This window comes from Actinoplanes sp. NPDC023936, from assembly GCF_040639325.1.
Lineage (GTDB): Bacteria > Actinomycetota > Actinomycetes > Mycobacteriales > Micromonosporaceae > Actinoplanes.
In genome coordinates, this window is record NZ_JBEZZR010000029.1 from 1 (window position 1) to 12,949 (window position 12,949).

Genomic DNA, 12,949 nt, shown 5'->3' on the forward strand with positions numbered 1-12,949 from the left:
CATGAGAACTCCCGCTCAAGCCCTCAACGCGCTACTCTCAGCACCGCTACCAGCACAAACAGACTGTGTTGCAACCACCGATTGAATCCGCCGCCTTGATCACATGTCTGAGCTACGGCTGGGCGATGCCATCCCCGCGATCGCGGCTGTACCCCGGAAAGAAAAGTCAGGCCGTGACCGGGATCAGACGGGTGACCCGCTCCAGCAGGTCGGCCGGCGCGACCGGCTTGATCAGGTAGTCCTCGGCGCCGACCACGCGGCCGAGCTCCATGTCGGACGGTGCGCCGTAGCCGCAGATGATCACCGGGATCTGGGCGGTCTCCGGTGACGAGTGCAGCTCGTAGCAGAAGCCGATCCCGTTCAGCTTCCGCGTCGTCACGTCCAGGACGATCAGGTGCGGCCGCTCGTTGACGGCCATCGACATCGCGGTCAGCCCGTTGTCCGTGACGAGGGCACGGTAGCCGGCGGCCCGCAACTCCTCGGCGATCAGCTCGCGGATCTCCTCGTCGTCCTCGACGACCAGGACGGTCGGCGGCTCCAGCGCCGCAGCCCAGTCCTCCACCCGCCAGACGCCGGCCGCCTGGGCGTCGCTGAACGTGATCATGGTGGTGGATGACTGCGGCATTGTCCGGCTCCTTCACTCTGGGACCTGATTGATCGGCCGGGCCGTCGCGGGCCGCAGAAATCCCGCGTTGCAGTCCGGGAGCGACCGGAGTTGGGTGTTAGGTTAGGGTTACCTAAAGCAGGGCCCGCACAAGCAATGCCCGAACAGCAATGCCCGAACAGCAGGGCCCAGGAAAAGCAATGCCCGGGGAGGCAGCCGTGACCCAGACCGCCGTGCCCATCACCGAGGCGCCCCCGTTCCGATTCTTCGAGGTCGAGGTGAGCCGGGTGACCCGGCTGAGCCCGAACTTCGTGCGGGTGACGTTCACCGGTGAGGACCTGGACCGGTTCGCCGACAACGGGTTCGACCAGCGGATCAAACTGATCCCGCCGCTCGACGGCTCCGGTTTCCAGCACCTGCCGGAGGGCCTGGACTGGTACACGCAGTGGCGCTGCCTGCCCGACGAGCAGCGCAACCCGATCCGCACCTACACCGCGCGCGCCGTGCGCCGGCACCTGCGCGAGGTCGACGTCGACATGGTGCTGCACGGGGTGAGCGGCCCGGCGTCGCGGTGGGCGGTCAACGCCCGGCCCGGCTCGCAGGCGCGGCTGATGGGTCCGAACGCCGACTTCACCGGCGCCTCCGGTGGCATCGACTTCCATCCGCCGGTGAACACCCGCCGGATCCTGCTCGGCGGCGACGAGACAGCGGTGCCGGCGATCGCCGCGATCTTGGAGAAGCTGCCCGCCGACGCGTGCGGCGAGGCCGTGCTCGAGGTTCCGGAGCACGGCGACCGGCTGGAGATCAGCGCGCCGGCCGGCTTCCGGGTGACCTGGCTGTCGCGGGACGGCGCCACGCACGGCGCCGGTCTGATCCCGGAGGTTGAGGCGGCGGCGCAGCGGCTGCTCGGCGACTGCACGAAGCCGGTGCGGGCCGACCTCGAGGACATCGACGTCGACCACGACATCCTGTGGGAGGTGCCGGACGGCACCGAGACCACGATCGACGGTTTCTACGCCTGGCTGGCCGGTGAGGCCGCGGTGATCAAGACGCTGCGCCGGCACCTGGTGACCGGGTGCGGCGTGGACCGGCGCGCGGTCGCGTTCATGGGTTACTGGCGCCTCGGCAAGGCCGAGTGCTGACTTCCTTCGGTACGGCCGGACCGCTCTCGACCCTGATGATGGCGTCCGGCCGAACCGTCCGCAAGGGACGGAACCTCGCGGGATCACACCCGGAAGGCCGAGACCACCTCGCGCAGCTCACCGGCGACGGTCGTCAGTTCGGTCACCGACTCCTCGGCCTCGCCCAGCGCTGAGGTCGTGGCGTGGGCGGCGCTGGCGACCGCGTTGATGCTGCCGGCGATGCTGGCGCCGCCGTTGGCCGCCTCGCCGATGCTGCGGCTCATCTCGTTCGTCGTCGCGGTCTGCTCCTCGACGGCCGAGGCGATCGTGACCTGGTAGTCGTTGATCTCGGAGATGATGCGGGAGATCTCCTGGATCGCGACGACGGCGCTCGACGTGTCGGCCTGGATCGCCTCGACGCGGCGGGCGATGTCCTCGGTGGCCCGCGCGGTCTCCTGGGCGAGATCCTTGACCTCGCTGGCGACGACGGCGAAGCCCTTGCCCATCTCACCGGCCCGGGCCGCCTCGATCGTCGCGTTCAGGGCCAGCAGGTTGGTCTGCTCGGCGATCGCGGTGATCGCCTTGACCACGTCGCCGATCTCCGCGGAGGACGTGCCCAGCTTGGCGACCGTGTCGTTGGTCGTCTGCGCCACCCCCACCGCGCTCGAGGCGACCTGCGCGGCGCTGTTGGCGTTCTGCGAGATCTCCCGGATCGACGCGCCCATCTCGTCGCTGCCGGCGGCCACCGACTGCACGCTCGCGGAGACCTCACTGGCCGTGCCGGCGACCAGGTTCGCCTGCTCGGCGGCCTCCCGCGCCTCGGCGCCCAGGCGGGTGGTGATCGCGCCGAGGCGCTGGGTGACCTCGCCGAGGACCTCGGCGCCGTGGTTGAGTTTGCGCACGCTGCCGATCAGGCCGTCCCGGGCCCGGTTGGTGGCCTCGGCCATCTGGCCCAGTTCGTCGCGGGAGCGGACCTCGGCCGGCACGGTGAGATCGCCGTCGGCGACCGCGCTGAGCGCCCGGGAGACGGTGGCCAGCTGCCGTTTGATCAGCTGCATCACGCCGTAGCCGACGAAGGCCGCGATGACGAATCCGATCACCAGTCCGGCCAGCACGAAGTTGCGTGCCCGCTCGTAGGAAGCGGTGCCGTCGGCGGCCATCGCGTCGGCGTCGGCCTCCTCGGCGGCCTGCAGGTCGTTCATGGTCGTGGTGATCGTGGCGTCGGAGGTGTTGAACGCCGCGAGGATCTGGTCCGCGGCGGGCATCTCGAAGCCGGCCGGCGGCGCCTGCCCGAAGATGATGACGGTGCTCAGCCCGCGGTGGTACAGAACCGCCTCGGAGAACGCCTGGAGTTTGGCGAGACGGTCGGTGGCCCCGGAGGTCGTGGCGATCGTCTCGTAGGCGGCCACCGCCTCATCGATCTTGGCAGAAGCCTCCTCGGCCCCGTCCAGTCCGGCCTGGGCGAGCTGCGCGTTGTTGCCGGATCGACCGGCGTCGTACTTCAGGGCGCTGCGGAAGTACTCGGTGAGCCCGCCCCGCATGTCGGCGATCTGCTCCATGCTGTCGACGTGCTGGTCCTTCATCTTCTGCAGGTCGTCGCGGAGCTCGGAGAGCCGGGTCAGAGCCACCAGCGTCACGCCGAGGGCCACGACGGCCACGCAGACGGCGGCGACAGTGCTCTTGATCAGCAGACTGCGGTCACCGAGCAACCTCTCCAGCAGCCCCCGCTTCACCGTCATGTCGTTCACGATAGGGCGACTTACCGGTCATTTGGCGCGATTGCTCAACCTACCGGGGTAGAGCCCTGAACCAGGGCGATGCTGCATCGGGCACGGTGCAGCAGGTGCCGGCTGATCGAGGGACGCAGCGCCATCCGCAACGCCCGGCGCACCCGCGCGCCGGCCACCACGAGCTGCGCGCCGGCCGCGGCCTCCGCGAGGACCTCGCCGGGCGGCCCGACCAGCACCTCGGTGGTGACCGGGACGTGGGGGAAGCGCCGCCGCCAGCAGTCGACGATCTCCTGGAGCCGGCGGCGCTCGGCGGCGACCGCGTCCAGGTTGCGCTCGCAGAGCAGGTCGCGCCCGCCGTCCGGCACCGGCCAGCCGTGCACCGCGCGGACGCCGACGCCCCGGACCGCGGCCTGCTCGAACGCGAAGCCGAGCACGGTGGCCGCGGTGGGGGAGTCGTCGACGCCGGCCAGGACCGGGTCGCCCGCGTGCGGCTCGCCGCGGACCACGACGACCGGGCAGCGGGCGTGCGTGCTGACCGAGGCGGCGGTCGAGCCGAGCAGGGCGCGCACGCCGGAGTGCAGCGGGCCGCCGACCACCAGCAGGCCGGCGTCGGCGCCGCGCTGGGTGAGCGCCACCGCGGCCGTGCCGTGCTCGACCCGGGCCCGCACGCGGACCCCGGGGTGGGTGTCGGCGGCCGTCGCGATGGCGCGGCCCAGCATCTCGCCGACCGCGTCGTCGGTCTCCGCGTCCGGGTAGACCGCGGCGGCGGGCATCATCGCCGCGGCCGGGACATAGGTGGGCCATTCGTACGCGTAGAGCAGCTCGACGGGCGCGTCCGTGCGGTACGCCTCGTCCAGAGCCCACCGGGCGGCCTTGCGGGCGTCCGGAGAGCCGTCGTAACCCACCACGATCCGCTGGTCGGGCACGGCGCCCACCTCCTCGGCGTTGCTACCCACGATCGTCGTGTCTGGACGACTCGTGGGCAAGGCCGAAAGTCCTAGCTCGCGAGGACCTTCAGGACAGCTTCCGCCACCCCGGTCGAGGAGGCGGGGTTCTGGCCGGTGACGAGACGGCCGTCGGTGACGACGTGCGGCTGCCAGTCGTCGGCGCCGGTGTGCTTGCCACCCTGCTTCTCCAGGGTGCTCTGCAGCAGGAACGGGACCACATCGGTCAGACCGACGGCGGCCTCCTCGGAGTCGGTGAACGCGGCGATGTTCTTGCCGGCCACGATCGGCGAGCCGTCCGAGAGCGTGATGCCGGCCAGCGCGGCCGGACCGTGGCAGACCGCGGAGACCACGCCGCCGCGCTCGTAGAGGTCACGGGCGAGGGCGGCCAGGTCCCTGTCGTTCGGGAAGTCGAACATGGCGCCGTGGCCGCCGGCGAAGAGGATCGCGTCGTAGTCGGCCTGGTTCACGTCGGCGAACCGCGGGGTGTTGCCGACCTTCGCCGTGACCTCGGGGTCCTCGGTGAACGCCTTCTGGATCGGGTCGGTCAGGTCCTCGCCGTCGACCGGCGGCCGGCCGCCCGCGACGCTGGCGAAGTCGACCGTGTAACCGGCCTCCGTGAACACGTGCCACGGGTGGGCGGCCTCGGCCAGGTAGTAGCCGGTCGGCCGGAGCCCGGCCAGGTCGCCGTGGCTGGTCAGTGCGATGAGGATTTTCCGGGTGGAAGTCATGGCCTGATCCTGCCCCGGTCCAGCCATCGGGGACCAAGAGAAAAGCATGGGGGCGGCCATAGGATTCCTGATGTGTCCGAACGCGTATCCCTCGACCTGCTGCACACCTTCCTGACCGTCCACCGGTCCGGGACGCTGACCCGCGCCGCCGAGGTGCTCGGGCTCTCCCAGCCCACCGTCACGGCGCAGATGCGCAGCCTGGAGACGCAGCTCGGGCAGGCCCTGTTCGTCCGGGGCGCCCGCGGCGTGACGCCGACGCCGGCCGCCGACGACCTGGCCCGCCGGTTGGACGGGCCGCTGGACGCCCTCGCCGGGGTGGCCGGCTCGCTCGGCAACGAGCCGGAGCGCACCCTGCATCTCGGCGGACCGGCCGAGCTGATGACCGTCCGGGTGCTGCCCGCCCTGGCCGGGGTGATCGCGACCGGGGTGAGCGTGCGGGCGCGGCTCGGGCTCGCCGACGATCTGCTCGCCGACCTCTCGGCCGGCCGGCTCGACATGGTGGTCAGCGCCATCCGCCCGCGCCGGGCCGGCCTGCACGCGGAGCCGCTCTGTGACGAGGAGTTCCTGCTGGTCGGTGCATCCCAAAAGACCGACAGATCACGTTTGATGGCATATGCCGAGGATATGCCCATTATTCGGCGATGGTGGCGACACGTGCTCGGCGCCCCGCCGCCGAAACGGGCCGTCCTCGTGGTGCCGGACCTGCGGGCGCTGCGCGCGGCCGCCGTCGCCGGGATCGGGGCCACCGTGCTGCCGCGCTACCTGATCGCCGACGACTTGCGGACCGGCGCGCTGGTCGACCTGCATCCGACCGACGACCCGCCGATCAACACGCTGTACCTGGCGACCCGCTCCGCCGTGAAGGACGCCCCGCACGTGGCGGCGGCTCGGGAGGCGCTACTGGTGCAGGGACGACTCTGGTGAGCCGGTGGCCTCACTTGTGCAGGGACGACTTCGGTGAGCCGGTGACCTCGGCCAGCCACGGCTCGACCACGTCGCCGAGCAGGGCGGCCAGCGCCGACGCCGAGCCGGGGCTCAGCGGCGCGAACGCGTGCCGGGCCGCATCCCGGGCCACCGCCATGGTCTGCCGCACCATCGTCCCGCCCTGCGTGGTCGGGCAGAGCCACACGCGCCGCCGGTCGCTGTCGTCGCGGGCCCGCTCGATCAGTCCGGCTGCCTCGAGGCGATCGGCGAGCGGGGTGATCGAGGACTGCTGGACGTGCAGCAACCGGGCGAGCGCGCCGCCGGTCAGCCCCTCGTGCTCGCCGAGCATGTAGAGCGCCAGCAGGTCCATGGCCGGCATCCCGGCCTCGACGGCGGCCTCCTCCACCGCGTTCTGCACGAGGCGACCGGCGTGCAGAACCAGGTAGCCGAGCTCGTACCCGCGGGGCGAGCGACCCAGAGACTCCGTCACGACTGCTTCATCGGCCGAAACATTCGGTGGCTGAAAGGTAACCGGGATCACTTGTCCGAGGTGCGGGATCGGAAACGTGGATTTGATCTTCGGTGGATAGCATTCCCGCGCCGCTGTCAGGGTTGTCCGGCCTCGATGCACTTTCGTCGATGTGTCGGATTTTTTCAATTTTGGGAGACATGAGATGGCTGTCAAGGCCGAATACCTCTGGGTCGACGGAACCCAGCCCACCGCCAAGCTGCGCTCCAAGACCAAGATCCTGGCCGACGGCGCCGAGCCCCCGATCTGGGGCTTCGACGGCTCCAGCACCAACCAGGCGCCCGGCGACAAGTCGGACTGCGTGCTCAAGCCGGTCTTCGTCTGTCCGGACCCGATCCGTGGCGGCAGCAACATCCTGGTCCTGTGCGAGGTCGAGCTGATCGACGGCACCCCGCACCCGACCAACACCCGTGCCCCGCTGCGCGCGGTCGCCGAGAAGTTCGCCGACCAGGAGGCGATCTTCGGCATCGAGCAGGAGTACACGTTCTTCAAGGACGGCCGCCCGCTCGGCTTCCCGGTCGGCGGCGGCTACCCCGCCCCGCAGGGCGGCTACTACTGCGGCGTCGGCGCGGACGAGGTCTTCGGCCGGGAGATCGTCGAGGAGCACATGGACGCCTGCCTCGCCGCCGGCCTCAACCTCTCCGGCATCAACGCCGAGGTCATGCCGGGCCAGTGGGAGTTCCAGATCGGCCCGGTCGCCGCGCCGCAGGTCGCCGACGAGCTCTGGGTCGCCCGCTGGCTGCTCTACCGCATCGCCGAGGACCACGGCGTCTCCGCCACCCTCGACCCGAAGCCGGTCAAGGGCGACTGGAACGGCGCCGGCGCGCACACCAACTTCTCCACCAAGGCGATGCGCGAGAACTACGACGCGATCATCGCGGCCGCCGAGGCCCTGGGCAAGAAGCGCCAGGAGCACGTCGACGGGTACGGCGCCGGCATCGACCAGCGTCTCACCGGCCTGCACGAGACCGCCCCGTGGACCGAGTACAGCTACGGCGTCTCGGACCGTGGCGCCTCGGTGCGCATCCCGTGGCAGGTCGAGAAGGACGGCAAGGGCTACATCGAGGACCGCCGCCCGAACGCCAACGTCGACCCGTACGTGGTCACCCGCCTGCTGATCGACACGATCTGCACCGAGCTGGCCTGATCCACCGCGGACGCGCGGGGACACTTGTCCCCGCGCGTTAGCCTCTCTTCCGATGAGCCAAGAGATCATTCCCGGTGACCCGGGGTCCCCGGTGATCCTGCACGTCCCGCACGCCTCCCGTGAGCTGATCGGCTCCGGTCTCCTCCCCGGCCCCGCCGAGATCGCCGAGGAGCTGGACCACCTCACCGACGCGCACACCGACGTGATCGCCTCGCGCGCTGCCGGCGCGGCCGCTCGCCGCCCGTGGACGCTGGTGAACCGGCTGTCCCGGCTGGTCGTCGACCCGGAACGGTTCCCCGGCGACGACGAGGAGATGCTCGCCTCCGGCATGGGCCCGGTCTACACCCACGGCTATGCCGGGCGACGCCTGCGTGCCGGCGATCCGGACCGCGACGCGGCACTGCTGAAGGACCATTTCCTTCCGTACGCCGAAGCGATGACCACCCTGGTCTCCCGGCGGATCGCCGCAACCGGACGTGCCGTGATCATCGACGTGCACTCGTACGCGACCGAGCCGCTGCCCTACGAGCTCCACCGCGACGGCCCGCGCCCGCCGGTCTGCCTCGGCACCGACCCGGTGCACACTCCGGACTGGCTGCTCGGCGCCGCCGAAGCGGTGTTCCCGGAGACCGGCCGGAACAGCCCGTTCGCCGGCTGCTACGTCCCGCTGGACTACTGGGGCCGGGACCGCTCGGTCTCCGCCGTGATGATCGAAATCCGCCGCGACCAGTACATGCGGGAACCCGGCGGCGAACCCGGCGCCGGCCTGGACCGGCTGGCCCGATCGCTCGCCGCGCTCGTCGATGCCGTCCCCTGAAGGGGTTGACAACGGGAGGGGCGCTCGGGCGAACCGGGTGACATGATGTGAGCCGGCAGGCTGTTACCAGGGGAGAAAGGGGCGGCGGTCGATGGCGACATTCGAGGCGAGCGCGTCCGCCGAGCCCGGCCGGATCACCGTGTCGCTCACCGGTGAGTGCGACCTCTCCGCCCGCGAACAGCTCACCGGCCTCCTGCTGGACGCGCTCACCCGGGCCCCCGCGGTCTTCGTCGACATGGCCGGTCTGACCTTCCTCGACTCCAGCGGCGTGCACAGCCTGGTCACCGCGCATCACGCGGCCAAGCACACCGGAGGCCACGTCTACGTGGTCAACGCCGCCGGCCCGGTCGCCGCCGTCCTGGACCTCACCGGTGTCGGCGCCCTGCTGAGCGCACCCGCCGAAGAGCGCCGCCATGCCTGAGACCACCGGGCCGGACACCAGCGGGCCCGATGACCGCGACGGGATGTCCTACGCCGTCCCGGACGACCTGCGGGCCGTCCGGGCGTTCGTCACCGAGCGGGCACACGCCCTCGGCATGGCGGAGGCCCGCATCGACCTGCTAGCCCTGGCGGTCAGCGAGCTCACCACCAACACGCTGCAGCACACCACCGGCGGCGGCCACATCCGGGTGTGGGTGAGCGACGGCCGCCTGGTCTGCGACGTGGTCGACCGGGGAACCGAGCGCCCGTTCGGCCGCGCGATGCCGTCCGCCGAGGCGGTCCGCGGCCGGGGACTGGCAATCGTCGAGCGGGTCTGCGACGCCGTCTACACCACCGCAGTCCCCGAGGGCACCCTGGTCCGGATCTGCCTGAACCTCTGACCCCGGCTGCGCGCTCTCCTGCGCCTCCCGCTCGGCGTTCCTGCGATCTTGGCGTTTTGCCCGACGATGCTGGGCAACCCTCCAAGATCGCGAGGCGGGGGGACGCGAGGCCGGGGGACGGGCTGGGGCGGGCGGCTCAGACGTACACATCGGAGAAGCGACGGCAGCGCAAGCGCGCCGCGGAGCGCAACCCCGCGCCCGGCCTGCGGGAGATCCCCACCGAGCAGGTCGGTCCCCCGGAGCCGGCGCTGCGATGCGTGAGGAAGCGGGAACGCGGCACCGGAGCGACGATCGCGGCGCGGGGGATCGGCCCGCCTGCGCGGGTGACCGGGCCGCTCAGGCCGGCGCGCGGGGCCGGGGCGCCGCGGAGCAGTTCCTTGCGGGCCTCGTCGAGCAGGTCGGGCAGGGGGAGGCCGAGCGCGCGGCAGACCGCGGCGAGGACCTCCGACGAGGGCTCCTTGGTGCCGCGTTCCACTTCGGAGAGGTACGGCAGGGAGACGCCCGCCGCCTCGGCGACCTCCCGGAGTGTGCGGTTCTGAGCTTGGCGGACCCGCCGCAGAACCGCCCCGATAACCCGGCGCAACAGTGCCATGTCCGTCTCCTCCGTGCGTCGTCGCTGGCACCAGCTTAAGTGCCATCGTCGCCGGCGAGTGCTACGGTGGTGCGCAGCGGTTCCCGGTGCGGGCGTTCTCAGGCCCCCGGTGATCAGCTTTCTTCCTCATCGCAGGCGCTTGCGCGCCGCATTTCTGACACGGCGTCATCCGTGCCGCGACCCGTCAGCGGGGCGGCGATGCAGCCGTACCCATCAAGGAGTTTCGCATGACCCAAGTCGCCACCCGTCCGGCCCGGAGCCGGACCGATCCCACCCCTGCTACCACGGCGGTGGACGGCCTGCTCGACATCGTCGACGACAAGGCCTGGATCCGCGCGAACGGCTACCTTCCCGGCCCCGGTGACATCCCGCTGCCGGCGGCCGAGGTGCGCCGTCACCGGCTGCGCCGCGGCGACCACGTGACGGGCGTGTTCCGGCACGAGGGCCGCAAACTCGTCACGCTCGACGCCCCGGATCACCGGCCCGACTTCTACCGCCTCACCCCGCTGCACCCGGCCGAGCGCCTCCGCCTGGAGAACGGCGACCTCACCACCCGGGTCGTCGACCTGGTCATGCCGATCGGCAAGGGCCAGCGCGCCCTGATCGTGGCGCCGCCGAAAGCCGGCAAGACCACGGTCCTGCGGCACATCGCCGCCGGCATCACGCGGAACCACCCCGAATGCCACCTCATGGTGCTGCTGGTCGGCGAGCGCCCGGAAGAGGTCACCGACATCCGCCGCACGGTTCGGGGCGAGGTGATCGCGGCGACGTTCGACCACACGCCGCGCGAGCAGACCTTGATCGCCGAACTCGCCGTGGAGCGCGCCAAGCGCCTGGTCGAGAACGGTCAGGACGTCGTCCTGCTGATCGACTCGGTGACCCGGCTGGGCCGCGCCTGCAACCTGGCCGCGCCGGGCCGCGGGCGCACCCTGTCCGGCGGCCTGGACGCGTCCGCCCTGCACCCGCCGAAACAGCTGCTCGGCGCGGCCCGCAACATCGAGAACGGCGGCTCGCTCACCATCCTCGCGACAGCGCTCGTGGAGAACGGCTCGGCGATGGACGGCCTGATCCACGAGGAGCTCAAGAGCACCGGCAACGCCGACCTGAAACTCGACCGCGCGCTGGCCGAGGCCCGGACCTTCCCGGCGATCGACGTCGCCGCGAGCGGAACCCGCCACGACGAGGCGCTGCTGCCGGCCGAGGAGCTCGCCGTCGTGGCGCAGGTCCGCCGCGCGATCGCCGGCCAGCGCGACGGCATGGAGCAGCTGCTGAAGCAGCTGCGGACCACCCCGAGCAACGCGGCCTTCCTGCACCGGATCAAGGCTTCCCTGCCGTACGCGTGATCGGCGCCCGTCCGGAGCCAGGCGATAGGCTGTGGCGATGGCGGTTGAGGCCGCGGTGCGCGAATTGCTCGCCGTGATCCCCGAGGGGTGCACCTGGCTGGTGCCCGTCCCGGAGAACGGGGAGATATCCGACTTCCGGATCGCCGCGACCAGCGGCCGTGCCGCCGACCTCCAGGGCCGTGGCACCCAGCGCATCAACGAGACGCTCAGCGGGCTCTACCCGTCCATGGTGGGCGGCCCGCTCTGGCAGCTCTACCTCGACGTGATGCGGACCGGGGAGCCCGGCCGGCTCGACGAGTTCCGCTACGAGGAACGCCAGCCCGGCGTCGTCGCCGAGTCCCGCTTCGAGGTCAGCGTGAACCGGGTGCTGGGCGGCCTGCTGGTCTGGTGGCAGCGGGTCGACGAACATCAGCGCCGCCTCGAGCGCACCGAACTGCTCGGCAGCCTCGGCTGGTCGGAGTACGACCTGTCGACCGGCCGTACCGGCTGGTCACCCGGGATGTACCGGATCTTCGAACGGGATCCCGCGCTCGAACCGTTGTCCCGTGTCGCCCAGGCGCAGGCGATGCTGCCCGAGGACCGAGGGCTCGCCGAAGCCGCCTGGCAGACCCTGGACTCCGGCGCCACCTCGGACGTGACGGTCCGGTTCCGGGTCGGTGACACCGTGAAGCACCTGCGGATCCTCTCCGACGTGGCCCGTGACGCGACGGGCTCACCGGTGAAGATCTACGCGGTGGTCCAGGACGTCACCGCCCGCGTCGACACGCGCACCGAGATCGAGTCGCTCAGTGACAAACTCCGTACCCGGGAATTGACCGCCCTGGCCGAGCACCGCCTCGCCGGCCAGTTGCAACGCATGATCCAGCCGGTGCCGCAGGCGCCGTTCGCCCTCGACGGCCTGGAGGCGATGGTCAGCTACCTGCCGGCCGAGAGCGCGGCGCAGGTGGGCGGCGACTGGTACCACGCGCAGACCCTCCCGGACGGCCTGGTCCTCCTCGCCATCGGCGACGTGGCCGGCCACGGGCTGGACGCGGCAAGCGGCATGGCCCACCTCCGATTCGCGCTGGTCGCGTGGCTGTCGATCGGCATCCGCGAGCCCGGAACCCTGCTCCGCCACCTGAACCGCCTCAGCACCCAGCTGGACATCACCGGCACCGCGCTGGTGGCCGTCTACGACCCGCGCACCCGCACGCTGTCGTGGGCGCGGGCCGGCCACATGGCCCCGCTGCTGTCCCGCGACGGCGAGAGCGCCGAACTGGACCGCCCGCCCGGGTTGCTGCTCGGGGCCGAACCGGAGGAGGAGTTCCCGGTCGCGAGCGCCCGGCTGCAGCTCGGTGACCTGGTCCTCTTCTACACCGACGGCTTGGTGGAACGCCGCACGGGCGGGCGGACGGCCGAGGTCCGCGGACATCTCGCGGCCGTGTCGGCGTCGCCCGGCGCGGATCCGCTGACGCGGCTCCACCGCCTGCTGCACGCTCCCAGCCCGGACGACGACACCTGCACATTGACGGTACGGGTGACGGCGTGACCGGTTCCCCCGGCGCTCTGTGGGTGTGGAGTCGAGGCGCGGAGCGTGCGTGTCATGTCCCGGGTGATGTGTCACATCGGTGTGAGCCCGTCACCCCCGCGAGCCGTAGCCGACGCAG

At 71.5% G+C, this 12,949-nt stretch carries 12 protein-coding genes and 2 pseudogenes; 8 read left to right on the plus strand and 6 right to left on the minus strand.

Features of this window, described 5'->3' with window-relative positions; all coding sequences use genetic code 11:
- Positions 1-166 precede the first annotated feature (166 nt).
- The gene (locus tag AB0F72_RS29645; RefSeq protein WP_360437715.1) at positions 167-625 is read right to left on the minus strand and encodes a response regulator; all 459 of its coding nucleotides are present in this window, start codon (positions 623-625) and stop codon (positions 167-169) included.
- A 197-nt stretch (positions 626-822) separates the two neighbouring features.
- Here AB0F72_RS29645 and AB0F72_RS29650 point away from each other — a divergent pair, with 197 nt between their 5' ends.
- Complete coding sequence (locus AB0F72_RS29650; RefSeq protein ID WP_360437718.1) at positions 823-1,746, plus strand: siderophore-interacting protein; 924 nt, start codon at positions 823-825, stop codon at positions 1,744-1,746.
- Positions 1,747-1,829: 83 nt separating this feature from the next.
- Here AB0F72_RS29650 and AB0F72_RS29655 read toward each other — a convergent pair whose 3' ends face one another.
- Genes AB0F72_RS29655 through AB0F72_RS29665 form a run of 3 tightly spaced genes read right to left on the minus strand, consistent with a single transcriptional unit; the run spans position 1,830 to position 5,130 of the window.
- Positions 1,830-3,464 (minus strand): methyl-accepting chemotaxis protein, encoded by a 1,635-nt coding sequence (locus AB0F72_RS29655; protein WP_360437721.1) that lies wholly within the window; start codon positions 3,462-3,464, stop codon positions 1,830-1,832.
- A 44-nt stretch (positions 3,465-3,508) separates the two neighbouring features.
- A complete protein-coding gene (locus tag AB0F72_RS29660) occupies positions 3,509-4,411 on the minus strand; it encodes a universal stress protein (RefSeq protein ID WP_360437724.1) in 903 nt (300 codons plus the stop codon).
- Between the two features lie 41 nt (positions 4,412-4,452).
- Positions 4,453-5,130, minus strand: a complete 678-nt coding sequence (locus tag AB0F72_RS29665) for a type 1 glutamine amidotransferase domain-containing protein (RefSeq protein ID WP_360437727.1) — start codon at positions 5,128-5,130, stop codon at positions 4,453-4,455.
- 72 nt (positions 5,131-5,202) lie between these two features.
- On the opposite strand from AB0F72_RS29665, the gene AB0F72_RS29670 reads away from it, so the two are divergent.
- Positions 5,203-6,054, plus strand: a complete 852-nt coding sequence (locus tag AB0F72_RS29670; RefSeq protein ID WP_360437730.1) for a LysR family transcriptional regulator — start codon at positions 5,203-5,205, stop codon at positions 6,052-6,054.
- A gap of 10 nt (positions 6,055-6,064) precedes the next feature.
- Here the strand turns inward: AB0F72_RS29670 and AB0F72_RS29675 are convergent, their stop codons facing one another.
- Positions 6,065-6,544, minus strand: a complete 480-nt coding sequence (locus AB0F72_RS29675; protein WP_360437733.1) for a MarR family transcriptional regulator — start codon at positions 6,542-6,544, stop codon at positions 6,065-6,067.
- Positions 6,545-6,728: 184 nt separating this feature from the next.
- Here AB0F72_RS29675 and glnII point away from each other — a divergent pair, with 184 nt between their 5' ends.
- From glnII to AB0F72_RS29695, 4 genes are all read left to right on the plus strand, one after another.
- Entirely contained in the window at positions 6,729-7,730 is a 1,002-nt protein-coding gene (gene glnII, locus AB0F72_RS29680) for a glutamine synthetase (protein ID WP_360437736.1), read from the plus strand.
- Between the two features lie 52 nt (positions 7,731-7,782).
- Positions 7,783-8,547 (plus strand): N-formylglutamate amidohydrolase, encoded by a 765-nt coding sequence (locus tag AB0F72_RS29685; protein ID WP_360437739.1) that lies wholly within the window; start codon positions 7,783-7,785, stop codon positions 8,545-8,547.
- Positions 8,548-8,638: 91 nt separating this feature from the next.
- Positions 8,639-8,968, plus strand: coding sequence for an STAS domain-containing protein (locus AB0F72_RS29690; protein ID WP_360437742.1), 330 nt, complete (start codon positions 8,639-8,641; stop codon positions 8,966-8,968).
- Positions 8,961-9,368: an ATP-binding protein gene (locus tag AB0F72_RS29695; RefSeq protein WP_360437745.1), complete on the plus strand. Its 408-nt coding sequence runs from the start codon at positions 8,961-8,963 to the stop codon at positions 9,366-9,368. Before AB0F72_RS29690 ends, AB0F72_RS29695 begins: the two co-directional genes overlap by 8 nt.
- A 364-nt stretch (positions 9,369-9,732) precedes the next feature.
- Here AB0F72_RS29695 and AB0F72_RS29700 read toward each other — a convergent pair.
- Positions 9,733-9,960, minus strand: a pseudogene (locus AB0F72_RS29700) (helix-turn-helix transcriptional regulator); the annotation flags it as partial.
- Positions 9,961-10,250: 290 nt separating this feature from the next.
- On the opposite strand from AB0F72_RS29700, the pseudogene rho reads away from it, so the two are divergent.
- Positions 10,251-11,303: pseudogene (gene rho / locus AB0F72_RS29705) on the plus strand (transcription termination factor Rho); the annotation flags it as partial.
- Positions 11,304-11,340: 37 nt separating this feature from the next.
- Entirely contained in the window at positions 11,341-12,831 is a 1,491-nt protein-coding gene (locus AB0F72_RS29710; RefSeq protein ID WP_360437748.1) for a SpoIIE family protein phosphatase, read from the plus strand.
- Positions 12,832-12,949: the final 118 nt, after the last annotated feature.